Source organism: Lentzea alba, assembly GCF_011067745.1.
Taxonomy (GTDB): Bacteria; Actinomycetota; Actinomycetes; order Mycobacteriales; family Pseudonocardiaceae; genus Lentzea; species Lentzea alba.
Genome location: NZ_JAAMPJ010000002.1, coordinates 168,405 through 193,131, shown reverse-complemented (window position 1 = coordinate 193,131; position 24,727 = coordinate 168,405). Strand labels below are relative to the sequence as shown.

Annotated in this window: 24 protein-coding genes and 1 pseudogene; 21 read left to right on the top strand and 4 right to left on the bottom strand. The window is 64.8% G+C overall.

Going from position 1 to position 24,727, the window contains the following annotated elements; all coding sequences use genetic code 11:
• Positions 1-203: 203 nt before the first annotated feature.
• From G7043_RS49820 to G7043_RS09205, 4 genes and pseudogenes are all read left to right on the top strand, one after another.
• Positions 204-6,536 (top strand): polymorphic toxin-type HINT domain-containing protein, encoded by a 6,333-nt coding sequence (locus G7043_RS49820; protein WP_166045171.1) that lies wholly within the window; start codon positions 204-206, stop codon positions 6,534-6,536.
• A gap of 1 nt (position 6,537) precedes the next feature.
• Complete coding sequence (locus G7043_RS09215) at positions 6,538-6,933, top strand: hypothetical protein (RefSeq protein ID WP_166045170.1); 396 nt, start codon at positions 6,538-6,540, stop codon at positions 6,931-6,933.
• A gap of 261 nt (positions 6,934-7,194) precedes the next feature.
• Positions 7,195-7,770, top strand: a pseudogene (locus G7043_RS50355) (polymorphic toxin-type HINT domain-containing protein); the annotation flags it as partial.
• Positions 7,771-7,799: 29 nt separating this feature from the next.
• Complete coding sequence (locus G7043_RS09205; protein ID WP_166045169.1) at positions 7,800-7,985, top strand: hypothetical protein; 186 nt, start codon at positions 7,800-7,802, stop codon at positions 7,983-7,985.
• Between the two features lie 364 nt (positions 7,986-8,349).
• Here the strand turns inward: G7043_RS09205 and G7043_RS09200 are convergent, their stop codons facing one another.
• Positions 8,350-8,490, bottom strand: a complete 141-nt coding sequence (locus tag G7043_RS09200; RefSeq protein WP_166045168.1) for a hypothetical protein — start codon at positions 8,488-8,490, stop codon at positions 8,350-8,352.
• A gap of 10 nt (positions 8,491-8,500) precedes the next feature.
• Between G7043_RS09200 and G7043_RS09195 the strand changes: the two genes are divergently transcribed.
• The 17 genes from G7043_RS09195 (at position 8,501) to G7043_RS09115 (ending at position 22,671) form a co-directional block, all read left to right on the top strand.
• Positions 8,501-9,046 carry a hypothetical protein gene (locus G7043_RS09195; RefSeq protein WP_166045167.1) on the top strand — a complete coding sequence of 182 codons (546 nt, stop codon included), beginning with the start codon at positions 8,501-8,503 and terminating at the stop codon, positions 9,044-9,046.
• 156 nt (positions 9,047-9,202) lie between these two features.
• Entirely contained in the window at positions 9,203-10,489 is a 1,287-nt protein-coding gene (gene eno / locus G7043_RS09190; RefSeq protein ID WP_166045166.1) for a phosphopyruvate hydratase, read from the top strand.
• A gap of 11 nt (positions 10,490-10,500) precedes the next feature.
• A complete protein-coding gene (locus tag G7043_RS09185) occupies positions 10,501-10,995 on the top strand; it encodes an FtsB family cell division protein (protein ID WP_242642079.1) in 495 nt (164 codons plus the stop codon).
• Positions 10,971-11,468 (top strand): DUF501 domain-containing protein, encoded by a 498-nt coding sequence (locus tag G7043_RS09180; RefSeq protein ID WP_166045165.1) that lies wholly within the window; start codon positions 10,971-10,973, stop codon positions 11,466-11,468. Before G7043_RS09185 ends, G7043_RS09180 begins: the two co-directional genes overlap by 25 nt.
• A gap of 169 nt (positions 11,469-11,637) precedes the next feature.
• Entirely contained in the window at positions 11,638-12,951 is a 1,314-nt protein-coding gene (locus G7043_RS09175) for a lytic transglycosylase domain-containing protein (RefSeq protein ID WP_242642144.1), read from the top strand.
• Between the two features lie 6 nt (positions 12,952-12,957).
• Positions 12,958-13,914, top strand: coding sequence for a helix-turn-helix domain-containing protein (locus tag G7043_RS09170; RefSeq protein WP_166045163.1), 957 nt, complete (start codon positions 12,958-12,960; stop codon positions 13,912-13,914).
• Positions 13,871-14,044, top strand: coding sequence for a DUF397 domain-containing protein (locus G7043_RS50350; RefSeq protein WP_166045162.1), 174 nt, complete (start codon positions 13,871-13,873; stop codon positions 14,042-14,044). The genes G7043_RS09170 and G7043_RS50350 overlap by 44 nt, the downstream gene beginning before the upstream one ends.
• Complete coding sequence (locus G7043_RS09160; protein WP_166045161.1) at positions 14,023-14,574, top strand: GNAT family N-acetyltransferase; 552 nt, start codon at positions 14,023-14,025, stop codon at positions 14,572-14,574. The genes G7043_RS50350 and G7043_RS09160 overlap by 22 nt, the downstream gene beginning before the upstream one ends.
• 61 nt (positions 14,575-14,635) lie before the next feature.
• The gene (locus G7043_RS09155; RefSeq protein ID WP_207310908.1) at positions 14,636-14,794 is read left to right on the top strand and encodes a hypothetical protein; all 159 of its coding nucleotides are present in this window, start codon (positions 14,636-14,638) and stop codon (positions 14,792-14,794) included.
• An 8-nt stretch (positions 14,795-14,802) separates the two neighbouring features.
• Positions 14,803-15,744 carry a Ppx/GppA phosphatase family protein gene (locus G7043_RS09150; protein ID WP_166045160.1) on the top strand — a complete coding sequence of 314 codons (942 nt, stop codon included), beginning with the start codon at positions 14,803-14,805 and terminating at the stop codon, positions 15,742-15,744.
• A gap of 177 nt (positions 15,745-15,921) precedes the next feature.
• Entirely contained in the window at positions 15,922-17,541 is a 1,620-nt protein-coding gene (locus G7043_RS09145; RefSeq protein ID WP_166045159.1) for a peptide ABC transporter substrate-binding protein, read from the top strand.
• A gap of 118 nt (positions 17,542-17,659) precedes the next feature.
• Positions 17,660-18,589 carry an ABC transporter permease gene (locus G7043_RS09140; protein WP_166045158.1) on the top strand — a complete coding sequence of 310 codons (930 nt, stop codon included), beginning with the start codon at positions 17,660-17,662 and terminating at the stop codon, positions 18,587-18,589.
• A complete protein-coding gene (locus G7043_RS09135; protein WP_166045157.1) occupies positions 18,582-19,556 on the top strand; it encodes an ABC transporter permease in 975 nt (324 codons plus the stop codon). Before G7043_RS09140 ends, G7043_RS09135 begins: the two co-directional genes overlap by 8 nt.
• Positions 19,557-19,565: 9 nt before the next feature.
• Entirely contained in the window at positions 19,566-20,552 is a 987-nt protein-coding gene (locus G7043_RS09130) for an ABC transporter ATP-binding protein (protein ID WP_166045156.1), read from the top strand.
• The gene (locus G7043_RS09125) at positions 20,545-21,540 is read left to right on the top strand and encodes an ABC transporter ATP-binding protein (RefSeq protein WP_166045155.1); all 996 of its coding nucleotides are present in this window, start codon (positions 20,545-20,547) and stop codon (positions 21,538-21,540) included. Before G7043_RS09130 ends, G7043_RS09125 begins: the two co-directional genes overlap by 8 nt.
• A 121-nt stretch (positions 21,541-21,661) precedes the next feature.
• Positions 21,662-21,886, top strand: coding sequence for a hypothetical protein (locus G7043_RS09120; protein WP_166045154.1), 225 nt, complete (start codon positions 21,662-21,664; stop codon positions 21,884-21,886).
• Positions 21,886-22,671 (top strand): DUF6338 family protein, encoded by a 786-nt coding sequence (locus G7043_RS09115; RefSeq protein WP_166045153.1) that lies wholly within the window; start codon positions 21,886-21,888, stop codon positions 22,669-22,671. The genes G7043_RS09120 and G7043_RS09115 overlap by 1 nt, the downstream gene beginning before the upstream one ends.
• On the opposite strand, the gene G7043_RS09110 is transcribed toward G7043_RS09115, so the two are convergent.
• Genes G7043_RS09110 through G7043_RS09100 form a run of 3 tightly spaced genes read right to left on the bottom strand, consistent with a single transcriptional unit; the run spans position 22,610 to position 24,684 of the window.
• Positions 22,610-23,149 carry a chloramphenicol phosphotransferase CPT family protein gene (locus G7043_RS09110; RefSeq protein ID WP_166045152.1) on the bottom strand — a complete coding sequence of 180 codons (540 nt, stop codon included), beginning with the start codon at positions 23,147-23,149 and terminating at the stop codon, positions 22,610-22,612. The genes G7043_RS09115 and G7043_RS09110 overlap by 62 nt on opposite strands.
• A complete protein-coding gene (locus tag G7043_RS09105; protein ID WP_166045151.1) occupies positions 23,146-23,610 on the bottom strand; it encodes a GNAT family N-acetyltransferase in 465 nt (154 codons plus the stop codon). Before G7043_RS09105 ends, G7043_RS09110 begins: the two co-directional genes overlap by 4 nt.
• Positions 23,611-23,655: 45 nt before the next feature.
• On the bottom strand, positions 23,656-24,684 hold the full coding sequence (locus G7043_RS09100; RefSeq protein WP_242642077.1) for a hypothetical protein: 1,029 nt from the start codon (positions 24,682-24,684) through the stop codon (positions 23,656-23,658).
• Between the last annotated feature and the right edge of the window lie 43 nt (positions 24,685-24,727).

Sequence of the window (24,727 nt, the reverse complement as noted above, 5' to 3'; positions counted from 1 at the left end):
GCTTGTCTGCTCAGGCCGCGCACAGCGTGCCGACAGCGGAGCACCCTGTGCGACCGGCTGAACCGGACGAGGCGTCGAAGCGGGCGTCGACCGGTTCGCCTGGGGTCAACTGGCCTTCGGCAGGCGGAGCGCAGGTGAGCCTCGACGACGCGCAATCCCGTGTTGGCGATCTTCCGGTTTGGGTCGGTGGCCGAACTGGCGATGTGCGAGTTCAGGTACTGGACCGGGAGGCTGCGCGCAAGGCAGGCGTGCAGGGCCCGTTGTTGCGGATCGCCGGTGCCGGCGGGCCGTTGTCCGTCAGCGTCGACTACAGCTCGTTCCGCAACGCGTACGGCGGAGACTGGGCTTCACGGCTCGGAGTGGTGCAACTGCCGGAATGTGCCCTGACACAGCCTGAGTGCGCTGGGCGGTTGCGGCTCGACTCGACCAACGACGCGGTGAGTTCCAAGGTCACCGTCAAGCTCGTGCTTCCGGGCGGAGATGACCAGACCGTCGCCCAGAGCGCCTCAGGCAGCGCGGGCGGCGTGCTGCTTGCTCTCGCTGCAGGCCCGGTGTCGTCGTCTGGCTTGGGTGACTACTCGGCGACGCCCCTCAAGCCTTCGGCCACATGGCAGGTTTCCCAGCAGACCGGCGACTTCAACTGGTCGTACCCGTTGAAGGTTCCACCGGTGCCGAGCGGCCTCACACCGCCCTTGAACATCAGCTATGCCTCATCCAGAGTGGACGGTCACACCGCCTCGACCAACAATCAGTCGTCCTGGCTCGGCGACGGCTGGGACATGTGGTCGGGGTACATCGAGCGCAGGTTCACCTCCTGCGCGGAGAACACGGATGACGTCGCGAAGAAGACCGCGGACCGATGCTGGTTCGACGAGAACGTCTCATTGGTGCTCGCCGGCTCCGGTGGACAGATCATCTACGACAAGGACCAGCAGCTCTACCGGCTGAAGAACGACGACGGCTCCAAGGTGGAGCGTCAGTTCGGCGCGGCGAACGGTGACCGCGACGGTGAGTACTGGGTCATCACGAAGTCCGACGGCACGAAGTACGTGTTCGGTCGCAACAAGCTCGATGGTTGGACCGCGGGCAAGCCGGAGACGCAGTCGGCGTGGACCGTCCCGGTGTTCGGCCGTTATGGCGGACAGCCTTGCAACAACACGAGCTCTTGGAAGGACTCGTGGTGCGACCGCGCGTGGCGGTGGAACCTCGACCACGTCATCGACAAGCACGGCAACACGATGACGTACTACTACAACAAGGAACAGAACTCATACGGCCGCAACAAGAACGAGGCGGCCTCGGTCTACACGCGCGGCGGTTCCATCGACCGCATTGAATACGGCACCAGGCTTGGCCAGGAGTACTCGGGTGAGGCGCCGGCGAAGGTCGTCTTCACCACCGCGGATCGCTGTCTGCCCGGCAGTGGCTGCAACATCGGCAACGCCGCTGACTTCCCGGACGTGCCGATCGACCAGTTCTGCGAGGGCAACACCTGTCCGGACCGGATCTCTCCGACGTTCTTCACCACCAAGCGGCTGGCGAAGGTCACCACGAAGATCGGCGGACAGGACGTCGAGAGCTGGTCGCTGAACCACACGTTTCCCACGACGGAGGACTCGAGTTCCCCAGCGTTGTGGCTGTCGGGCATCAAGCACGCTGGTCACGTCGGCGGCACCGCTGAACTGCCAGAGGTCACCTTCGACGGAAAGAAACTCGCGAACCGGGTCGGCGCACAGGACGGCAGCTTCGGCGGCTATCTCCCGTTGTACAAGTACCGCCTCACTCGCGTGTTCTCCGAGTCCGGCGGCCAGGTCTCGCTCGACTACCTCGACAGCGACTGCGATCGGAAGACTCGGCTGCCCGCTGCGGTGGACGAGAACAACCTCCGCTGCTTCCCTGTGACCTGGGCACCGCCGGGCAGGCAGGAAACCGAAGACTGGTTCAACAAGTACGTCGTCAAGGAGACCGTCGAGACCGACCGCACCGGCGGTGCACCGCATCAGCAGATCACCTACACCTACGAAGGTGATCCTGCTTGGCACTACACCGAAGACGAGATCACCCCAGTACGGCTGCGCACGTGGTCGGAATGGCGTGGTTACGGCCGCGTGAAGGTCACGAAGGGCAACAGCCAGACCGAGCGCCGCTTCTTCCGCGGCATGAACGGCGACCTCAAGAAGGACGGCAGCAGGAAGCACGCCACGGTCGTCGACTCCAGGAACGGTGAGATCGACGACTGGCCCGCAGCACAGGGCTTCCAACGCGAGGAGATCACTCGCAACGGTCCTGACGGCCCAGCGATGCTGACCGTTGTCACCAAGCCCGAGCCACGCGGCCCAACAGCACGCAAGGGTGCCGTGGAGGCCTGGATGATCAGGTCGGGCGAGACTCGCACCTTCACCGCGCTGGCGGCAGGCGGCGAGCGATCGTCAACGACGACACCGACCATCGACGCGAACGGCTTGACCACCGACGTCACCGACTGGGGCGACGACTCCACGCCGAACGACGACATGTGCACCACCCACACCTATGCCAGCAATGACGCGTTGTGGGTTCGTCATTTGCCGGTCAAGACCGAAACGTTCGCCAAGAGCTGTGCCTCGTCGCGCAACTACACCAACGACCTGATCAGCAGCTCGCGAGCTTTCTTCGACAACAGCACGAACGAAGGCGCTGTTCCCGGCGTTGGCAACGTCACGAAGTCCGAGCAGGCGCCTCGCGTTGAGAACAACAAGCCTGTCTACGAGCAGGCAGCGCGTTCGAGCTTCGACCAGTACGGCCGTGTACTCGACGCGTGGGATGCCTTGGACCGCAAGTCGTCCATGTCCTACGAGCACACCGCGGGTCTGCTGACCAAGCTGACCGTCACGAACGCCAAGGGCTTCACGGCGACCACAGCGATGAACCCGGCGTGGGGCGAGCCGACCCTCAAGACCGATGCCAACAACGGCATCACCAGGCTGACCTACGACCCGCTCGGCCGGCTCTTCGAGGTGCGGCTGCCGGGTCGCCAGACCGACGATGCCGCGAACGTCAAGTTCGAGTACTTCGTCAACAAGGACGCCGTCACCGCGGTCGCGACCACCAGTCTGACCTGGACCGGTGCCAAGTCGACCAGTTATGCCCTGTACGACGGCCTGCTTCGTCCTCGCCAGACTCAGGAGCCTTCGCCGAACACCGGCAGGCTGATCACCGACACGTTCTACAACGCGCAGGGCCTGGTAGGCCGCACGGCATCGTCGTACTACGACAAGGCTTCGCTGCCCACCAAGACTCTCGCCGCCGTGCCGACTGGAAACGAACGAGATCTCCCGGCACAGACGATCAACACCTACGACTCCCTCGGACGTGTGCTCACGTCGACGTTCCGGGGCCTTGGCGTGGACAAGTGGACGTCGACGAACGTGTACGGGGGCGACCGCATCTCGACGACGCCTCCGCCCGGAGGCACGGCGACGATGACCGTGTCCGATGCACGCGGCCGGACCACCGAGCTGCGGCAGTACAAGAACCCCACGCCGACTGGTGACTACGACACCACCAGGTACGAGTACTCGCGTGACGGAGACTTGGAGAGAGTTACCGACCCCGCTGGCAACAAGTGGGAGAGCACCTACGACCTTCTCGGTCGCAAGACCAGTTTCCGTGACCCCGACCGAGGTCTTTCGACGTCGGTCTACGACAAAGCCGGTCAGCTGACGTCCACAACGGACTCGATGAACCGGACCCTGACCTACGGCTACGACGAGCTGGGCCGCAAGAAGTCCGTCCACCAGGGTAACACCCAGCTGACGGGCTGGACCTACGACACCTTGGCCAAGGGTCTGCTGACGTCGTCGACCCGCTATTCGGGTGGCCAGGCCTACACCACCGCGATCACCGGCTACGACCCGACGGGCAAGCCGCTGGGTGCGAAGGTCCTTCTCCCAGCCACTGAGGGCAAGCTCGCCGAGAAGCAGTACCAAACCAAGACGACGTACGCCCAGGACGGCAGCGTCCTCACGGTCGATCTGCCAGCAGCGGGCGACTTGCCAGCGGAGCAACTGCAGTACGGCTACCTGCAGACCGGCCAGCCCCTCTCGCTCACCGGCACCACGCCGTACGTCGAGAAGGCCGACTACAACGAGTACGGCCAGCTGTCGCTGCTCACCATGAACAGCGGCATCTCGCAGAAGACCAAGTGGGTCCAGCAGAACTTCACCTATGAGGCGGACACCCGTCGGTTGTCGCAAACCGCGGTGCTCCGCAACAACGACACCGACAAGATCGTCGGTCAGACCGAGTACCGCTACGACCCCGCGGGCAACGTGCGCTCGGTGTTGACGGCGCCGACGAACTTCAAGACGGACGCTGACGGCAACATCACCGAGCTGCCGAACGGCAACCCGCTGTCGGTTGACTATCAGTGCTTCAACTACGACCACGTGCAGCAGCTGACCGAGGCATGGGCGGGCATCTCCCGTTGTGCCGCAACGCCTTCGCAGTCTGCTGTTGGCGGCCCTGCCGGCTACTGGCAGTCGTTCACCTACGACAAGGCAGGCAATCGCCTCACCGAGGTCGACCACGCGGCCGCGGGTGACACGCGGTCTATCTATGCGTATCCGACTGCCGGTCACCTTCTTCAGTCGGTGACATCGGAAGGGCCGTCGGGTCAGCAGCTGCAGACGTACGGGTACAACGCTGCCGGCGAGACGACGACCCGCATGGTGTCCGGGACGACGCACGACATGACGTGGGACGCTGAAGGTCATCTTGCCACCGACAAGGCTGGCGGTCAGACGACGTCGTTCGTCTACGACGCCGACGGCAACCGGTTGCTGCGCAAGGATCCTGGTGGCACGACGTTGTACTTGGCGGGTCAGGAGGTTCGTCTCGCCGCGGGTTCTTCGTCGCCTGTTGCTACTCGTTCGTATTCGTTGGGTGGTCAGGTTGTCGCGGTGCGGACGAAGGCTGCGCTGACGTGGATGGCGGGTGATCACCAGGGCACGCAGCAGTATGCGATCAAGGCTCCGGATCTGGCGGTGGAGCGTCGTCGGCAGACTCCGTTCGGTGAGTCGCGTGGTGCTGCTCCTGGTGCGTGGCCGGAGGAGAAGGGCTTCGTCGGGGGCACGAACGATCCGAATGGTCTGACACATTTGGGTGCTCGTGAGTACGAGCCGTCGACTGGTCGGTTCATCTCGGCGGATCCGATCATGGAGCTGTCGAATCCCCAGCAGATCAACGGTTATGCGTATGGCAACAGTTCGCCTGTGACGTTCTCTGATGCGTCTGGGTTGTGGGCGACGAGTTGCTTGGACGATGGCCTGAACTGCTCGACGCACCACAACACCGATAAGCCTGCGTCTCCGGAGTACACCGCGTATGCGGCTTCGAAGACGCAGCAGAACCAGCAGCTTGAGGCTGCTGGTGTGTCTCAGGCGGATCTGGCTCGGGCACAGGAGATTGAGCGTCAGTCGTGGGTTGATGTGGCGTTGGAGGCCGGCGGTGAGGTGCTCAAGGAAGTCTTGGGCATCAACGACATGGTCAAGTGCTTCGGCGAGGGTGATTTCGGGGCGTGCGCGTCGATGGTTCTCGGCGCGATTCCGTGGGGAAAGATCCTCAAGGCCGGCAAGATCGTCAAGGCGTTGGAGAACGCTGTTGGCGCGGTGAAGTCGTTCCTGAAGCAGCAGGAGTGGGCGAAGAACCTGCTCGGCCGCGCCCGCGATGCGCTGAGCCGTAAGCGGGAGGTGACCGGCGATTCCTGTGAGGTGAACAGTTTCACGCCTGAGACACAAGTGTTGATGGCGGACGGGTCACGCAAGCCGCTGGCTGAGGTGAAGGTCGGCGACACGGTGCTCGCCACTGATCCGGAAACAGGCGAGACAGCAGCGAAGACCGTCGCGCGGGTGATCATCGGCGAGGGCTACAAGAACCTGGTCGAGGTCACCGTCGACACCGACGGAGTCGCGGGTTCGGCGACCGAGACCGTCACCGCTACCGATGGGCACCCGTTCTGGCTGCCAGGCGAGCAGCGATGGGCCAAGGCTTCCGAGCTGACCGCTGAGAAGGGGCTGCTGAACTCCGCCAGCCTTGAGTTGAAGGTCACGGCGGTGCGACAGTGGACCGAAAAGGCGAAGGTATTCAACCTGACGGTCGAGGGTATCCACACGTACTATGTACTGGCGGGGCTCACGCCGCTTCTGGTTCATAACTGCGGTACCGACGGTCCGAAGTTTGGTCAGGCATGCACCTGCAGTTCTGATCAGAGTTTTGCGAGGCTCGGGACCAGCAAGGAAAGCACTGGGCGCCTCGCCTCACAGGCGCAAAAGGCGGAAGAGAACCCGAAATCATTTGGGCATGGGGTTTCGGTTCGAGCGGTCGACGGTGCTGTTGAAGGTGCATCTGTCGCAACCCGGGGGCAAATAGAGGCAGCAGGGTTCTCGCTGATCTTCACTCCTACTCGAAATCTCCCAATGCATCACACTCTGATAGTTCCGAAGCCGGTAGACTCGGTAGTTCAAAGAGCGTTCAACGCTGTTTTTGGGCGGAGCTAAGGTGAGCGAGAGTTTGACTGAGAAGCTTGAGCGGCTGCAGGTCCTAGTCATCTTTGATTGGCGCGATGGGCCAATCGAAGGGGTCGTGAGGCGCGCGGGTGGAGACGCCTGCTGGTACTTCAAGTTGTTCGCGGAGCGGCTGGAAATGGAGACTCTCGACGATCGTCTCTTCGCCTTCTGGACGATTCCAGATTCGGATAGCTCGATCCTGCGCGAAGAGTTCGGCGAGGATGATCAAGGCGGTCATGTTTGGCCGGTGTCTGGCGGGCTCGGTTCGGCTAAGGTGCGCAGCATCGTTGAGGAGCTTCTGTCTGCCAGGACAGGATCGCCGAACCTGATAATTCGAACTCCAGATCTTGTTGAGATATTCGGCGTTTGGAATGTGGTGCCGGACTAAGTGGTCGATAGGCTCACCGGGGTTTGATTCCGGTGAGCCTATCGTGTGTGGCGGGCGTCTGATCATCGATCGTGGTTGTCTCTGGGAACTGCGCTGTGTCGCGGCTTCCGGTCGCAATTATGATTCGTGTCTGAATAGCTTCAAGCCTGGGATGCAGGTGTCGATGGCGGACGATCTGGTCGAGGTCACCGTCGACACCGACGGTGCTAAGGATGCGGCGACCGAGACGATCACCGCTACTGAAGGTCACCGTTCTGGCTTCCCAACGAGCAGCGCTGGGCCAACGCCTCGGATCTGGCCGCAGGGCAGGATCTGGCCACTTCAGCTGGTATGCAACTGCGGATCGTTGCGAAGCGAGCGTGGACGGAAAAGGCTCAAGTCCTCAACCTGACCGTCGAAGGAATCCATACCTACTACGTGCTGGCCGGCAATAAGCCCGTCCTTGTTCATAACTGCGGCGAAACGATGGATTTCGCGCACGGGACGACTACCTCTCATGCCGATAACATTGCTGCAAATGGGCTAAGTGGTGATGCCGCGCGAGCTGCGTCCAGCGGTGGATCGGTCGGACAGCCTGGGAACTTGTTCACTTATGAAGTAAATCCTGGGGACAGTGACACCCTTAGCGCAGCTGCGACGTTTGGTGGTACTCGGACCGGTCCGGGTGAGAGGCCTGCGCTGCTCGTCTTTCAAATGTGTAGGTGCCAGTACGATCGACTCACGGCTGCGGGGCATATCACAACCCGTGTAACTGACGAGGTCAGCGGTCGGGTAGAGCACATCTTCGGTGCTGAAGCCATGCCCTTCCTTACCCAGATTTACAGGAGAAATTTCTGATGACAGCTTCTGGCGGATATGACGCAGATATGCCCATCGTGGAGCGGCATCTGGAGAAGTATCAGCGCGCGCTTGCCAGCGTTCGGCGCACCCATCGGGGACGCCCGGTGGCGGAAGTGCGTGAGACTCTTGCTGTGGCGTTCGAAGCGGAGGGGATCCAAGTCTGGGATGAAGTGGTCGACGATGCGGCTCGCCTGATTTCCAGTGAGGAATAGGGCTGCGGGAAACTTCTAACCGGATTCGGGAGGGCGCTAAAGGCAAGTAGTGGCGGCGGCCTGGTTGCTTGCATGAGCTACAGTGTCTGGATTCATCCTGTGGAATCAGAAAAGGAAGGTGTGTCAGGAGAGTTGGTGCTCGTTTTCCGGAGTTAATCTGCTAAGTGTTTAGGCTGGCGGATTTGGCAGTCCAAAGAAGGTTCAATGCTGGGATTATAATGCGGCCTTCGATGGATTGGTGTGATGGTTTGTTTGCGTCCTTGGGTGAAAGTTGGGTGCCTTTGGGGACTTGTTGTTGAGTTGATGGATTATTGATGCTCATCGAGCGTTGGTCTCGCTGATCAGGATTTGGGTGTGCAGATGATTATGAAGAAGATTTGATGCGGTTCGTATTGGTATTCACCGTGGTTGTGCTTTCGGCCTGCTCGTCGGCACCGGCCGAGCCGCGGCCTGCGCCGCCCACGTCGACGACGACAGTCACGTCCACCATGTCGACACCGGACATGGTGCGAGCGATGGATCCGAAGGTGAAGGCGGCGCTCGTCGCGCCGGAAAGCTTCCAAGACATCGGCAGCGAGTTCCGGCTGGATCGACCGCTGCTGACTGACGCGATCGGCAACACCGACGGTTATCTCAGTGATGTGTGCCTGAAGACTCGCGTCGACACCGGCATCTCGACCTCGCGACGGCGCGTGTGGAATGGCTCCGTGGGCATCCAGCAGGATGTGTACGGGTTGATCGGCGTCACCAGCGCGCATGTCCTCGACACAGTGCGCGCCAAGGCTCGCTCATGTAAGACGTACGTCTTGACGCTCAACAAGCCCGAGCGGGTGGTCAAGGCCGACGTCGAACTACCCGGACTGCCTGGCGTCGATGGCTCGTACGGCGTCTGCGAAAGCATGGCTGACGTTTCGGAGCGAAACTGGAACTGCACGGCCTTCATCTCGCGTGGTGCCCTCGTCGTCTCGGTCTCGATCACCGCCCGCAGTGAAGATTCGGCGCGTGCGCACCTGGCCGTGGTGTTGCCCCGCTTTGCTGCGGGTCTCCAAAAAGAGGGCTGACCAGTGGGGTCTGGGCGGCAGGTGGAGGCGTCTGGCACGATTCAGACGACCGGCGCCTGCGGCCCCGCTGTGATCCTGAGGTGGCGAGCCCCGGCCGGTCACCTGGCCCAAGTAGGCTCGTCGCGAGACGAGACGCAGGAGAAACAGGGAGCGCAAGTGGCGGTCATCGAGCAGGTCGGAGCACGCGAGATCCTTGACTCGCGCGGCAACCCCACCGTCGAGGTCGAGGTGGCGCTGGACGACGGCACGCTGGAGCGTGCGGCTGTTCCGTCGGGTGCTTCGACCGGTGAGCACGAGGCGGTGGAGCTGCGCGACGGCGACGCCAAGCGGTACCTGGGCAAGGGTGTCGAGCGTGCGGTCACCGCTGTGCTCGACGAGATCGGCCCAGAGCTGGTGGGCATCGAGGCCGTCGAGCAGCGCGTGGTCGACCAGAAGCTCGTTGACCTCGACGGCACGCCGGACAAGGGCCGGCTCGGTGCCAACGCGATTCTCGGCGTGAGCCTCGCGGTGGCGAAGGCCGCGGCTACCTCGAGTGGTCTGGAGCTGTTCCGGTACGTCGGTGGGCCGAACGCGCACGTGCTGCCCGTGCCGATGCTGAACATCCTCAACGGTGGCTCGCACGCCGACACCGAGGTGGACATCCAGGAGTTCATGATCGCGCCGATCGGCGCGGAGACGTTCCGCGAGGGTCTGCGCTGGGGCACCGAGGTCTACCACGCGCTGAAGTCCGTGCTGAAGAGCAAGGGGCTCGCCACGGGTCTGGGTGACGAGGGTGGTTTCGCCCCCAGCCTCGCCAGCAACCGCGACGCGCTCGACCTGATCCTCGAGGCCATCGAGAAGGCCGGTTACCGGGCGGGCCGTGACGTCGCGCTCGCGCTCGACGTGGCCGCCACGGAGTTCTTCTCCGACGGCGCCTACACGTTCGAGAAGAACAAGCGGTCCGCCGAGCAGATGATCGGCTACTACTCCGAGTTGGTCCGCGACTACCCGATGGTGTCCATCGAGGACCCGTTGTCCGAGGACGACTGGGACGGCTGGGTGCAGATGACCGCCGAGCTGGGCGAGAAGGTCCAGATCGTCGGCGACGACCTGTTCGTCACGAACCCGGAGCGCCTGGAGGAGGGCATCTCCCGCCGCGCCGCCAACGCGCTGCTGGTGAAGGTCAACCAGATCGGCACGCTGTCCGAGACGCTCGACGCGGTCTCGCTGGCCACGTCGTACGGCTACAAGTCGATGATGTCGCACCGTTCCGGCGAGACCGAGGACACGACCATCGCCGACCTCGCCGTCGCGACCGGTGCCGGTCAGATCAAGACCGGTGCGCCGGCGCGTGGTGAGCGCACCGCGAAGTACAACCAGCTGCTGCGCATCGAGGAGTCGCTGGGTGACGCGGCGCGCTACGCCGGTGAGCTCGCGTTCCCGCGTTACACGCCGGAGAGCTGAGAAGCTGAGGTATGGCCGAGCGCGCGCGTCGTCCCCGTCGCCCCCGCGAAGAGCGGGAGGCGCGGCCTGCGCGCGCGCGAAAGCCACCACGTCCCAAGGCGCCGTCGCGTCGTGGTGACGGCACGGGTGGCGCGTTCGGCATGACCGGTACGCGGCGGGCCGCGATGTTCGCGATGGTGCTGTGCGCACTGGCGTTGAGCATCGCGGTCCCGCTGCGGACCTACCTCTCGCAGCGTGACGAGCTGCGTGACGTGGGTGCCGAACAGCAGAAGCTGCGCGAGACGGTCGCGGCGCTGGAACAGAAGAAGGCGCAGCTGCAGGACCCGGCGTACGTGGAGATCGAGGCGCGCAAACGGCTGCACTGGGTGCGGCCCGGCGAGACGCCGTACATCGTGCAACTGCCGGGTGACGAGAGTCGCAACACTGAATCGGAGAGGCCGTCGGGCAAGCCCGCGGCACAAGGGTCTTGGTACGAGGAACTGTGGGAATCGGTGACGCACAAGTAAGTGCTGCTGACCTGGAAACGGTCGCCAAGCAGCTCGGCCGCACGCCGCGCGGGACACGTGCGATCGCCTCGCGGTGCCCCAGCGGGCACCCGAACGTCGTGCAGACGAACCCGCGGCTGCCCGACGGGACGCCGTTCCCGACGCTCTACTACCTGACCTGCCCGAAGCTGAACTCGCTGGTCAGCACGTTGGAAGGCGGCGGGCTGATGAAGGAGCAGCAGGAACGGCTGGCGGAGGACGAGGAGCTCGCCGCGGCCTACCTGCGCGCGCACGAGGCGTACCTCGCGGAGAGGGACGCCATCGAGTCGTTGGGCACGCAAGTCACCGCGGGCGGCATGCCGAGCAGAGTTAAGTGCCTTCACGTGCACGTCGCTCATGCCCTCGCGAAGGGCCCTGGGGTCAATCCCATGGGGGACGAAGCACTGGCACTCTTGAAGGAACAGTTGCTCTGGCCTGCAGGGGACTGTGCCTAGCCTTCCGCCGAGTTAACAGTCAACGGAACCGAACACACGCTTCACTCCGTCTTGGGTACACCTAGTCTCCGGAGTGGGGCAGGGTGGAACGGGTCAGCGATGTGGGGGCGGCGCCGTAACTGCAGGACGGCGCGCCGCGATGACGCACGAGAGGTGAGTATTCGTGGCAATGGCCAAACTGCGCGGTCCGTCGGCGCTGAGCCCCAGGCAACGGGGCTTCGCCGTGGCTGCGCTGGCTGCGATGCTCGCGCCGGCGATGATCGTCGGCACGAAGCTCGTGGACTGGGTCAACCTCTCCAAGCACCAGGACATCAACGTCGCCCTCGGCCAGGCCGACGTCTACGGCGCCCTGCGCTACGACCCGGCTGAGCTTGGTGCCTCCGGCAGGCTGCCGCTCTCCGAGGAGCTGAGCGCCGCCCTGATCGCCGACCTCGAGGACGGCGACATCGATGGCGACCTGGACAACGACCCCGGCCTGATCGACGACCTCCCCGGCGAACACGGCATCCCCGGCGTCGTGCTGGAGGCGTACCTCCGCGCCGAGGACAAGATGGCCGAGCTCGTGCCCGGCTGCCACCTCGACTGGGCCCTGCTGGCCGGCATCGGCAAGATCGAGTCGAACCACGCCAACAACGGCCGCCTGAACGCCGTCGGCGACGCCGTTCCCAAGATCCTCGGCCCGGTCCTCAACGGCAGCCCCGGCGTGGCCGCCATCCGCGACACCGACGGCGGCCGCCTCGACGGCGACAGCGCCTGGGACCGCGCGGTCGGCCCGATGCAGTTCATCCCGGCCACCTGGGCGAGCTTCAGCGGCGACCTCAACGAAGACGGCATCGTCAACCCGAACAACATCTACGACGCCGCCCTGGGCGCCGGCCGCTACCTGTGCGCGGGCGGCGGCGACCTGACCAAGCAGAGCGACCGCGCCGCCGCCGTCTTCCGCTACAACAACTCCTCGTCCTACGTCCAGACGGTCCTCAAGTGGGCCAAGGAGTACGGCGACAACGTCGACACCCTGCCGCTGCTGCCGGACACCGGCAACAACCAGCAGAACCCGGCCCCGACCAACCCGGGCACCCCCACCACCCCGCCGAACAACGGCGGCACCACCCCGCCCTCGACCCCGCCGTCGACCCCGGGCAGCACCCCGCCGTCGCAGCCCTGCGGCACGCCGATCCCGTCGACGTCGACCACCACCTCGACGACGACCACGACGTCGACGCCGCCTTCGTCGACCCCGGTGTGCCCGACGCAGCCGACGACTTCCACCACGACGACCACGACGACCACCACGACCACGACGACGACCACGCCCGTCCAGTCGGACCCGCCCGTGCAGTCCTCCACCGGGAACACGGGAACGTCCTCGGGCACGTCGTCGGGTGCGTCGTCGACCGGTGGTGGCAGCAGCGCCAACACCAGCAGCGGCAGCAGCGCGGCCGAGTCGCCGTCGGTCAGCTTGGTAACGACCACGCCCAGCTAGTCCGGCGTGTCGCGTTGGAACGATTCCAAGTCGTACTTCGTTCGGGGCGATTCGGGCAGAAACGTTGGGGCTAAGGGGAGTTCGTCTCCTAGCTTCGTCGTCATGCCGAAGCGCAACTCAAGCGTGGTGGGCCGGGAGTTCGGTATTGGCGTGCGCAACGCCATCGAACAGAGCGGCATGACCCAACGCCAACTAGCTGAACTGTTGGACTGGCAAGAGGCCAAGATTTCCGACATGGTGCAGGGCAAGGGCGGCGTCACCGAGGCCGAGGTGCGTGAGCTGCTGGCCTACTGCCGTGTCGACCGTGACGAGGTCCGCCGGTTGCTCGCCCTCTACAACGAATCCAGGGAAAAGGGCTACCTGCGGTTCATGGAGGGTGGGGCGTTGGTCCCGTTGCGCACCCTGATGAATCACGAACGAGGTACCAGCAAGATCACCACGTGGTCGTTGACCGTGGTGCCGGGCCTGATGCAGATCGCCGCGTACATACGCGCCCTGATGGAGAGTTCGAGCGTGATCAAGCCCGCCGACATCGACGGTGCGATCAGGATGAAGCTCGAGCGGCAGGCGCTCTTCCACGGTGACCGGGAGTTCGTCTTCTACCTGCACGAGAGCGCGCTTCGGCTGCCAGTCGGCGGGCCGGCGGTGATGAGGGCGCAGTTGCTGCACATGCTGACGATGACGATGCGTCCGTACATCACCCTCAGGATCGTGCCGACGTCGATCGGCGCGCACGCCGGCGTGGCGACGTCGTTCATCAAGCTGGAGTACGAGAAGCACCCGCCGGTGATCTGGCTCGAAGCGCTCAGGACCGGCCTCTTCCTCGATGACGCAGAAACCATGAGCGCTTACGACGACCTGTTGAAGCTGCTCGACGTGCAGGCCCTCAGCGTCGAGGAATCCAGAGAACTGATCATCGGTGCACTGCCGCCAGAGCAGCAGCCACCACTCGACCACGAATGACCTCGTCGAGGTCGGCCGCGGCATCGGCATCCGTGACAGCAAGGCCCCCGCCTCCCACCTCGCGGTAAATCGCGAGGCGTGGACGGCGTTCCTTGGCATTGTGAAGGCGTGCGCCCTGACTACCCGCTGAAGACCGAACGCCTCGTCCTGCGCCCCTTCGAACCGGGCGACCTCGACGACCTCCACGCCTACCGCTCCGACCCCGACGTCTGCCGCTACCTCTACAGCGAGCCCGGCACGATCGAGGAGACCCAGCAACGCCTCGACAAGAGCCTGACCATGGACGAGCTGACCGAGGAAGGCCAGTGGCTGGTCTGCGCGGTCACGCTCGACGACCGGGTCATCGGCGACGTCGTGCTCAAGTGGGTCAGCGAGAAGGACCGCCAGGGCGAGCTCGGCTACGTCTTCAACCCCGCCTACCAGGGCAACGGCTACGCACGTGAGGCCGCGCAGGCCATGCTCAGGATCGGGTTCGAGGAGATGGGCCTGCACCGCATCACCGCCGTGTGCGACGTGCGCAACGAGCCGTCGTGGCGGCTGATGGAACGCCTCGGCATGCGCCGGGAGGCGCACTTCCGGGAGAGCGAGATGTTCAAGGGCGAGTGGGGTGACTGCTTCATCTACGCCCTGCTCGAAGAGGAGTACGACGGTACGGCCTGACTATCCGATCCGGACGGAGCGTCTCGTCCTGCGGCCGTTCGACCTCGGGGACCTCGACGACGTGCTGGTCTACCGGTCGCTCCCCGAGATCACCGAGGAGGGGCAGTCGCGGGGCATGCGCCGGGAGGCTCACCTCCGGCACTGCGAGATCGTCAAGGGCGAGTGGGGCGACCGTTTCGTCTACGCCATGCTTGCCGGGGAGCATCGGCAGCTGAAGTAGGGGTGATCATGTCGCGGGTTGCGGCCATCGACTGCGGGACCAACTCGATCCGACTGCTCGTCGCGGACGTGACGAAACGCGACGACGGCACCGCGTGGCTGCGGGACGTGCACCGCGAGATGAAGATCGTCCGGCTCGGGCAGGGCGTGGACGCGACCGGGCGGTTGCACCCCGACGCGATCCAACGGACCAAAGAAGCCCTTCTCGACTACGCGCGCACGATGCAGCGCAAGGGCGTGGAGGTCGCACGGATGGTCGCCACCAGTGCGACGCGCGACGCGAGCAACCGGGACGAGTTCTTCGGGATGACCGCGGAGATCCTCGGCGCGCCCGCCGAGGTGATCACCGGGGACGAGGAGGCGCGGCTGTCGTACCTCGGCGCGGTGGCCGATCTTGACCCGGAAGAGGGACCCTTCCTCGTCACCGATTTGGGTGGAGGTTCGACCGAGTTCGTCCTCGGCAGCGGCACGGAGGTCGAGGCCGCGCGGTCGATGGACATCGGGTGCGTGCGGCTGACCGAGCGGTTCATCAAGTCCGATCCGCCGGCGAAGGCGGAAATCGCGGATGCGGAAGCGTTTGCGCGTGAGGCGATCAAAGAAGCGTTCAACGCGGTGCCGGTGGAGAAGGCGGTGACCTGGATCGGGGTCGCCGGGACCGTCACGACGTTGTCAGCCCTGGTCCAGGGCCTGGAGGTGTACAACAGCGACGTTATTCACCTCAGCAGGATCACACTTGACAATGTTCGAGAAATCACCGACCGTATTCTCTCCATGACGCATGATGAACGTGCCTCGCTCGGGCCCATGCACCCCGGTCGAGTGGACGTGATCTGCGGTGGAGCGCTGGTTCTGCGTGCGATTGCCGAGGAGCTCTCGAATCGCGCGGGTATCCGCACGCTCGTGTGCAGTGAGCACGACATCCTCGACGGCATCGCGTTTTCGCTGGTCTAGCGCCGAATTAAGGTCGACTTGAGGTGATCGTGACGACTTTGTGACCGCTTTCGATGCGCGTACTCCTGGACACCCCGGTTAACGTCCTCTCACGTTTTGGGAGGTGGACGAGACCTCCCGGGGAGGCGTGCGCACGCAAATACCTGCGGCGGCGCCGGGGAAAGGCGGGAGAGACTGATGTCGCGATCACGGGTTGCGTGGGTGGCTCTGCCAGCTGCGCTCGCCATGACGCTCAGCGCATGCGGCGGTGGTGGTGGGACCAACACCGCCGATGGCAAGGAGAACCCGGACGGCACGGTGTCCATCTACGGCACCGAGCCCAAGAGCACGCTGTTCCCGGCCAACACGACCGAGGCGGGCGGTGGCAAGGTCACCGACTCCCTGTTCTCGCGGCTGGTCGGTTACAAGGCTGAAGACGGCGCGCCCTACAACTTGATGGCCGAGTCGATCACCTCGAGTGACGCCAAGGTCTACAACATCAAGATCAAGCAGGGCTGGAAGTTCCACGACGGCACCGAGGTCAAGGCGAAGAACTTCGTCGACGCCTGGAACTGGGCCGCGTACGCGCCGAACGCACAGCAGGCGGCGTCGTTCTTCGCTCCGATCGCTGGCTTCGACGAGGTCCACCCGGCCGACGAGAACGCCAAGCCGGCCAAGGACAAGATGTCCGGTCTCGAGCTCGTGGGCGACTACGAGTTCAAGGTCACCCTCAACGGCCCGACCTCGGTGTTCACCACGATGATCGGCTACACGCCGTTCGCGCCGATGGCCGACTCGTTCTTCGCGGACCCGAAGGCCGCCGAGGCCAAGCCGATCGGCAACGGCCCGCTGAAGTTCGTCTCCCGCACGCCGAACGCGCTGATCAAGATGGAGCGCTTCGACGACTACAAGGGCGAGGACAAGGTCCACTTCAAGACCTTGGACTACAAGATCTACTCCTCGCAGGAGACCGCGTACCAGGACCTGGTCGCGGGCAAGCTGGACTTCATGGAGGCCCTGCCCCCGTCGGCCAAGGTCGGCGAGAAGTACAAGGCCGACCTCGGTGACCAGGTCGTGACCGCGAACCTGCTGGGCCAGAGCGCGATCGCGTTCCCGCAGTACATCCCGGCGTTCCAGAACCCCAAGCTGCGCCAGGCCATCTCGATGGCCATCAACCGGGAGCAGATCACCAAGACGGTGCTGGCCGGCTCGTACGTGCCGTCCACCAGCTTCGTGTCGCCCGGCATCAAGGGCTACCGCGAGGGCACCTGTGGTGACGCCTGCAAGTACAACCCCGAGAAGGCCAAGGAGCTCCTGAAGGAGTCCGGCTTCACCGGCAAGGTGACCATCCAGTCCAACCAGGACGGTGGCCGCAAGGAGCCGCTCGAGGCCGCGTGCAACAGCATCAAGCAGGCTCTGGGCATCGAGTGCGAGTTCGTCGGCGCCACCAACTTCGGTGCGTTCCGGCAGATCGTCGACGGCAAGCAGCTGACCGGCATGAGCCGTTCGGACTGGTCGGCCGACTACCCGTCGATCGAGAACTTCCTCAACCCGCTGTACCGCACGGGTGGTTCGTCCAACGACTCGAACTACTCGAACCCCGCGGTCGACGCGCTGCTGAAGAAGGCCGACGAGACGGCCAACGAGGACGAGGCGATCAAGCTCTACCAGCAGGCCGAGGACCTCATCGCCAAGGACCTGCCGTCCATGCCGACCTGGAACGAGAAGGGCATCGGCGGTCGTTCCAAGAACCTCATCGCCGCCAAGATGTCGTTCAAGCGCCAGGGCGTTCTGGAGACGTTCCGCGTCAAGGCCTGATTGCCGAACACCTGAGTTCTGATTGACCTGTCCGGCCCCGCGTCCGTCGAACGTGACGGGCGCGGGGCCGGAGCGGTTTCGGGCTCGGGGCGCCCCCACCACGCAAGGAGCCGACCTCATGGGTCGCTATGTGCTGCGCCGTCTGCTGCAGCTGATACCGGTCTTCCTGGGGACCACTTTTCTGATCTACGCCCTGGTCTGGGCGATTCCGCAGGACCCCTTCGCGGGCAAGTGCGGCCAGCGGCCGTGTGACCCGGCCTACATCGCGGAGATGAGCCAAAAGCTCAACCTCAACGACCCGTTGCTGGTCCAGTACTTCAAGTACCTCGGCAACCTCGTCACCGGAGACTTCGGCACCACCTTCAACGGCGTGTCCGTCGGTGAGCAGATCGCCACCTCGTGGCCGATCACGCTCAAGATGGGCATCATCGCCCTGATCATCGAAGCCATCATCGGCATCACCGCCGGCATCCTCACCGGTCTGCGCAAGCAGGGCTTCCTGGACAACCTGGTCCTGGTCTCGACCCTGTTCCTGATCTCACTGCCGGTGTTCGTCACCGGTTTCGTGCTGCGCCTCTACCTCGGCCCGCAGGGCTTCGACTTCATGGACACCTCGGTCAGCTCCGATCCGACGATCGGTGAGCTGATCCTGCCCGGCTTCGTGCTCGGCAGCCTCTCCATGGCCTACGTCGCCCGGCTGACCCGCTCCAGCATCGTCGAGAACCGCCGCACGGACTACGTGCGCACGGCGATCGCGAAGGGCCAGCCGCAGACCCGCGTCGTCGGCATCCACCTGCTGCGCAACTCGCTGATCCCGGTGATCACGTTCCTCGGCACCGACCTCGGCGGCCTCATGGGTGGCGCGATCGTCACCGAGGGCGTCTTCAACATCAACGGCATCGGCGGCCTGATCTTCCGCGGCATCCAGGAGAAGGAAGGCATCATGGTCACGGGCATCGTGACCCTGCTGGTGCTGGTCTACCTGCTGGCGAGCCTGCTCGTCGACCTCCTGTACGCCGTTCTCGACCCGAGGATTCGCTATGAGTGACCCAGGATCCGTGTCCGGCGGTTCCGGACTCGAAGCGGCCGCGGCGGCCGGTGTCGACCAGCTCAGCCACGTCGACGACTCGTCGCAGAAGCAGCGCAAGCCGCGTTCGCTCTGGAGCGACGCGTGGAGTGAGCTGCGCACCAAGCCGACGTTCATCGTGTCGCTGGTGATCATCGCGATCATCGTGGTCATGGCGATCTGGCCGACGTTGTTCACTTCGGTCGACCCGCGCCACGCCGATCTCGACAAGTCGCTGCAGCCGCCTTCGGGTGCCGCGTGGTTCGGCTACGACCTGCAGGGTTACGACGTCTACGCCCGCGCCATGCACGGCGCCCGCGCGTCGTTGCTGGTGGGCATCTTCGCCACGCTGCTGACCGTGCTGCTCGGCTCGATCGTCGGCATCATCGCGGGCTACGCGAAGACGTGGCTCGACAGCCTGCTGTCCCGGTTCGCCGACATCTTCGCCGGCATCCCGTTCGTGCTCGGCGCCATCGTCATCCTGACGACGCTCAACGCGCCGACGGAGAACCCCGGCGTGGTCCGGATCATCACGCAGGTGGTGCTCTCGATCGCCGTGCTGTCGTGGCCGGTCGCGATGCGCATCATGCGTTCCGCGACGCTCGTGGCGAAGCAGCAGGACTACGTCAAGGCCGCGCGTGGCCTGGGCGCCTCTCCGTTGCGCATCGTGTTCCGGCACCTGCTGCCGAACACCGTGGCGCCCGTGCTGGTGTACGCGACGATCGCCCTGGGTGCCTTCATCGGCGCCGAGGCGACGCTCGCGTTCCTCGGCATCGGCCTGCGGCCGCCGGTCGTGTCGTGGGGCGTGATGATCTCGGAGTCGCGCGACTACTTCCAGTCGGCACCGCACATGCTGCTGTTCCCCGCGGCCTTCGTCACGATCACCGTGCTGGCCTTCGTCATGCTCGGCGACGCCGTGCGCGACGCCCTCGACCCCAAGTCCCGATAGGGGAATCCTGTGACTCAGCCATTGCTGGAGGTCGAGGATCTCCACGTGGAATTCCGCACCCGCGACGGTGTCGCCAAGGTGCTCAACGGCGTGTCCTACCACGTCTCGGCCGGTGAAACCCTTGCGGTGCTGGGTGAATCCGGTTCCGGCAAGTCCGTGACCGCCCAGACGATCATGGGCATCCTGGACATGCCGCCGGCGTTCATCACCAAGGGCTCCATCAAGTTCCGCGGTGAGGACCTGCTGACTCAGACGGCGGACGAGCGTCGCGAGGTTCGTGGCGAGGGCATCGCCATGATCTTCCAGGACGCCCTCTCGGCGCTGAACCCCGTGTTCACGGTCGGCTTCCAGATCGAGGAGCAGCTGAAGGTCCGCCGCGGGATGTCCAAAGCGGACGCCCGCAAGCGCGCGGTCGAGCTGCTCGACCAGGTCAAGATCCCGAACGCCAAGGGTCGTGTCTCGGACTACCCGCACCAGTTCTCCGGCGGTATGCGGCAGCGCGCGATGATCGCGATGTCGCTGGCGCTCGACCCGGAGCTGCTGATCGCGGACGAGCCCACGACCGCGCTGGACGTCACCGTGCAGGCCCAGATCATGGACCTGCTGGCGGAGATCCAGAAGGAACGCGACATGGGCATGATCCTGATCACCCACGACCTCGGCGTGGTCGCCGACGTCGCGGACCGGATCTCGGTCATGTACGCGGGCCGCATCGTCGAGCACGCCGACGTGTACGAGCTGTTCCGCGCGCCGGGCCACCCGTACACCGAGTCGCTGCTCGAATCGTTGCCGCGCCTGGACCTCAAGGGCCAGGAGCTCAAGACGATCAAGGGTCTGCCGCCGTCGCTGACCAACATCCCACCCGGCTGCCCGTTCAACCCGCGCTGCCCGCGCGTGTTCGACCGCTGCGTTTCCGAGGTGCCCGCGGTGCACAACCTCGGCATGGGACGCACCAGCCGGTGCCACATCGCGGAGGAGGTTGTCGCTCGTGGCTGAGCCAATCCTCGAGGTCGAGAACCTCGTCAAGCACTTCCCGGTCCGGGTCGGCGTGCTGTTCAAGCGCACCGTGGGCCACGTCAAGGCCGTCGACGGCGTCTCGTTCTCGTTGAACAAGGGCGAAACCCTCGGCGTCGTGGGCGAATCCGGTTGTGGCAAGTCCACGCTGGCCCAGGTGCTGATGCGCCTGGAGCCGCCGACGTCCGGTACCGCGCGCTTCGAGGGCCGCGACATGTTCGCCATGAAGGGCGCGGAGCTGCGCAAGCTGCGCCGCGACATCCAGATCGTGCTGCAGGACCCGTACACGTCGCTGAACCCGCGCATGACGGTCGGCGACATCGTCGGTGAGCCCTACGAGATCCACACCGAGGTCGCGCCGAAGGGCGACCGGCAGCGCAAGGTCCAGGAGCTGCTGGAGATCGTCGGCCTGAACCCGGAGCACATCAACCGGTACCCGCACCAGTTCTCCGGCGGCCAGCGCCAGCGCATCGGCATCGCCCGCGCGCTGGCGTTGAAGCCCAAGGTGATCGTGTGCGACGAGCCGGTGTCCGCGCTGGACGTCTCGATCCAGGCGCAGGTGATGAACCTGCTGGGCGACCTGCAGTCCGAGATGGGGCTCTCGTACGTCTTCATCGCGCACGACCTGTCGGTGGTCCGCCACCTGTCGGACCGCGTCGCGGTGATGTACCTCGGCAAGATCGTGGAGATCGGCACCGAGGACGAGATCTACGAGCGCCCGATGCACCCGTACACGCAGGCACTGCTGTCCGCCGTGCCGGTGCCGGACCCGACCCAGCGCGGCCGGCGTGACGTCATCCGTCTGACGGGCGACGTGCCTTCGCCGATCGATCCGCCGTCGGGCTGCCGGTTCCGCACGCGGTGCTGGAAGGCGCAGGACATCTGCGCGACCGAGGTGCCGGAGCTGGTCGTGCGCAACGACGGCCATCCCGCCGCGTGCCACTTCGCGGAGGAGCGCGCGGTCGTCTGACCGTGGCTAGCCGGTTGAGGGGTCGTGCCTGCGGGCGCGGCCCCTTTTCCGTTCTCGGGGACGGGCTGCTGCCGCGGTGCTAGCTTGGTTCCGGTTCTAACGATCGACCTGTGGAGTCGGTATGACGAAGCCCGACGACGGTCCTGGCGGTGGCACCCGCGAGGGGTTCCTCGGCGACATCCTCGACAAGGTCAAGGATCTGATCACCGACGACGAGGCCAAGCCGCTGGATCGCGAGGATCCACCTGTCACACCTCAATGCTGCGGATCGCCTACCTCGCACCCGATGTGCCAACACGACTCGGAGACTCTCCTGCCACCTCCGGTATCCGGCACTGTCGACTAGTGGTCCCCCAGACGATCGGGGCACTCGCCTCCTTTCTCGCGCTGGTCGCCCCTGGCATCGTCTTCGAGCTCCTGCGCGAGCGGCGGCGGGCGGGTGCGAGGGAGTCGGCGTTCCACGAAGCATCGCGCATCGCGGTCGGCAGTCTCGGGTTCACACTCGCCTCGACAGCAATACTGCTCACCCTGCACGCCGCCACGACGTCGTGGTTCGGCTGGAGGCTCGTCGTCGACGTACCGGCGCTGCTCACCCAGCCCACCTACGCCAAGCAACACGTGGTGCTCATCGGCTACAGCGTCGTCGCGGAACTCATGCTGGCGTGCGCGCTGGCCCTGTCGCTCGACACCGCGCTGGCCCGCACACGCCGCCAGCCGCGGTCGATGGGCAAGCAGTCCGCCTGGGTCAAGGTGTTCCGCGAGGATCGTCCCGAGAACGCCCTCTGCTGGGTGCACGTGATGATCGAGGACGGCACCTCGTTCTTCGGCTTCCTGCGCTCGTACGACGCGGCAGGCGACCCGGACACCCGCGAGATCGTCCTGGAGGGCACGAAGCTGACCTACGTCGGTGAACCCGTCACCGGCGGCGATGAGAAGAAGGTCACGATCATCGGCCGCGACTGGGAACGCGTGGTCATCCCCGGTTCCCGCATCAAGTTCATGCGCGTGCAGTACCTCGACGCCGAGACGGGCGAACGCGTCGACTCCAAGCGGCGCCAGCGGCGGGAGGTCACCGCAGACGCAGCTCGTCGAACGCCCGCAACGCCGGTGCCCGACCCAGGAACTCCTTGATGGCTTCCGCGCACTCGCGTGGGCTGCTGGTGCTCGTGTCGACCTCGAAGTCGTAGAGCCCGTGCTGGTGGACGACCTGGAACTGCTTCGCGGCCATGCCAGGCGTCCGGTCACCCCGGGCCTGTTCACGCCGCTCCAGCTCCTCCAGAGAGCAATGAACGCCCACGAGCACGACGTCCAGGCCCTCCAGCACCTCCAGACAGTCCTGGAGCCTCCAGGGCTCGCTGAACAGGTGGTCGACCACGACGTCGTTGCCGGCCTGCGCCATGGCCGCCACCGAGCGGTGGAAGCCCGCCCTCATGCGGCGCAGGAAAGCGTTGAGCTCAGGCTCGTCGAGCTCCATCACCCGGTCGCCGGGGCACATCGAGGCGAACGCGTCGATGCTCAGGTGGAAGTACCACGTGTCCAGCACCTGCAGGAGCTCCTCGGCGATGCTCGACTTGCCGGAGCTGGACGTCCCGTTGAGAAAGATGATCACTCGTGACTCAGCTCGGTGATCGTCACCCCTGGGGCGATCTCGCGCGTGCCGACCTCGACGAACCCGCGCCGGCGGTAGAGGTTCAGCGCCGGCTCGTTCTTCGTACCGGTGCTGACGATCTGAGGTCCGTCCGGCAGCGCGTCGAGAAGCTGGGATGCGATGCCGCGGCGATGTGCCCTCGGGTGCACCACGAGCCGACAGATGTCCACAGTGGATCCGACGAGCTGGTAGGACACCGCACCGGCGAGCCCTTCTTCGTCGTACACGCCGAGGAAGGTCTCTTCTGACGCCCTGAGCTCTTCGAGAGTCTCGTGCAGCGGCGGAATGCCGTCGAAGCCGATGAGCTCGGCCTCGACGGCGTACGCCAGCCGTTGCACCGCCCACAGCTCGCGCAGGACGCTGTCGTCGGACAGGTCGAGGATCACGTTGCCTCCAAGGAGGTTGATGAGGGGAGCTTTCATAAACCTCAGGTTGATGAAAGCTCCCCTCATCAACCTGAGACCCGCTCACGTCGCTCCCGTCGTTTTGATGCTCACCGCCGGTCGTGTCCGTGCTTGCGCGGCAGCGTAGGCCGCACGCAGTTCCGCGATCACTGCATCAGGCTTTGTGCGCAGACGCGACGGGAGTGTCTGCACGACGCTGATGCCAACTGAGGCGTACCTGGAGTTGCGCTCCAGGGTTCTTGCGTAGGTGTCCTTGCTGTAATGGAACTCGTTGCTGTCGATCTCCCAGGCGAGTCCGACCTCGTCACACCACGTGTCCGGCATGCCTATGTAGGCACCGTCCGCGTCAACGATGACGACGTTCCGATGTGGTGTGGGCAAGCCTGCTTGGTGCCAGATCTCCAACGTGTCGGCTTCAGCGACTGACCGCACCCCCAGACCGATCTCGTCCAGCACTCGTCTCGGCAACGCGGTTCCGCGCTTCGTTCCGACGTCCAGTTCACCGCGAAGGCTGTCCACATCGGTTAGTCCGCTTTGGACCGATTCGATCAGAAGGGCTCGTACAGCATCGAGCTCCCGGATACGGCGAACACCGTCCAACACTGCTCGTGTCGGCGGAGCCAGTGGTACACCGTCTCGGCACTTCGCTTTGGGAAGGAATCTCGTGCGCTCCAGGACTGCGAATCCGGAGCTGAGTACGCGGCTCTCGTGTGGGATCAGCAGGTGTACGAACTGCGGGTCTGGTCCGGTTCGAAGGCCGTACAGGCGCGCCGCCTGGAAGCCGGTGATCACGGCCTCGTGCTTCGCGAACGTGAGTGCTGCTTCGATCCGCTGACGCGCTGTGGGCAAGGACCGGGTCAGCAGCACAACGCCGGGCAGGAGGTGACGCCATCGTCCACCGGGCTGGCACTGTCGATATGTCGTTGTCTGGCTGATACCGAGGGCCTCGAGAAGCGATGCCCTGACCACGCCGAAGCGACTGTGCTTCCACAGCTCACCGTCGACACGATCCCACGTCCCTCGCTCCATGAGGACATGGTGCCCAGCACCCCTGACAATTTCGGTCACCTGCTTGATGAGGGGAGCTTTCATAAACCCCAGGTTTATGAAAGCTCCCCTCATCAACCACTCGATC

Coding starts and splice junctions, on each gene's coding strand:
- G7043_RS09150 (WP_166045160.1), top strand. CDS start 14,803: ATGTCGCGGGTTGCGGCCATCGACTGCGGGACCAACTCGATCCGACTG.
- G7043_RS09145 (WP_166045159.1), top strand. CDS start 15,922: ATGTCGCGATCACGGGTTGCGTGGGTGGCTCTGCCAGCTGCGCTCGCC.
- G7043_RS09200 (WP_166045168.1), bottom strand. CDS start 8,490: ATGTCCGGTGTCGACATGGTGGACGTGACTGTCGTCGTCGACGTGGGC.
- G7043_RS09195 (WP_166045167.1), top strand. CDS start 8,501: ATGGATCCGAAGGTGAAGGCGGCGCTCGTCGCGCCGGAAAGCTTCCAA.
- G7043_RS09185 (WP_242642079.1), top strand. CDS start 10,501: ATGGCCGAGCGCGCGCGTCGTCCCCGTCGCCCCCGCGAAGAGCGGGAG.
- G7043_RS09175 (WP_242642144.1), top strand. CDS start 11,638: ATGGCCAAACTGCGCGGTCCGTCGGCGCTGAGCCCCAGGCAACGGGGC.
- G7043_RS09100 (WP_242642077.1), bottom strand. CDS start 24,684: ATGAAAGCTCCCCTCATCAAGCAGGTGACCGAAATTGTCAGGGGTGCT.
- G7043_RS09205 (WP_166045169.1), top strand. CDS start 7,800: ATGCCCATCGTGGAGCGGCATCTGGAGAAGTATCAGCGCGCGCTTGCC.
- G7043_RS09140 (WP_166045158.1), top strand. CDS start 17,660: ATGGGTCGCTATGTGCTGCGCCGTCTGCTGCAGCTGATACCGGTCTTC.
- G7043_RS09135 (WP_166045157.1), top strand. CDS start 18,582: ATGAGTGACCCAGGATCCGTGTCCGGCGGTTCCGGACTCGAAGCGGCC.
- G7043_RS09120 (WP_166045154.1), top strand. CDS start 21,662: ATGACGAAGCCCGACGACGGTCCTGGCGGTGGCACCCGCGAGGGGTTC.
- G7043_RS09105 (WP_166045151.1), bottom strand. CDS start 23,610: ATGAAAGCTCCCCTCATCAACCTCCTTGGAGGCAACGTGATCCTCGAC.